Source organism: Brachybacterium sp. JB7, from assembly GCF_003335205.1.
GTDB lineage: Bacteria > Actinomycetota > Actinomycetes > Actinomycetales > Dermabacteraceae > Brachybacterium > Brachybacterium alimentarium.
The window spans coordinates 1-346 of record NZ_QPGN01000051.1 but is presented as its reverse complement, the minus strand read 5'-3'; the positions used below and the strand labels follow the sequence as shown (position 1 = coordinate 346).

General features: G+C 46.5%; 1 protein-coding gene. It reads left to right on the top strand.

Annotation, left to right across the window (positions count from 1 at the left end; genetic code table 11):
* The coding region (locus CIK81_RS17890) for a FecR family protein (protein WP_147272381.1) at nt 1-346 on the top strand (346 nt) is incomplete at both ends.

Sequence of the window (346 nt, the reverse complement as noted above, 5' to 3'; positions counted from 1 at the left end):
AGATAAAAGTGGTGGGAACGGCATTCAATGTCCGGGCGGAGCCGCACAGAACGCAGGTGGAAGTGTCCGTATCGGAAGGCACGGTACACTTTATGACCGGTAGCGACCAGAAGGATTTCGTGGAACTGAACGCAGGGCAGTTTGCCATTTATGATGAAGCTACGCATTCACTTGCGCAAGGATATGCATCCATCCCATTTATCGGTCACTGGAAAGAAAATAAACTGGTATTTGAACAGGAACCGCTCGAAGATGCGTTCAGAAAGATTGAGAAATGGTACGGGTACAAAATTGTTATATCCCGAAAACAATTACTCAATCAGCTGTACAATGCAAGATTCGACGC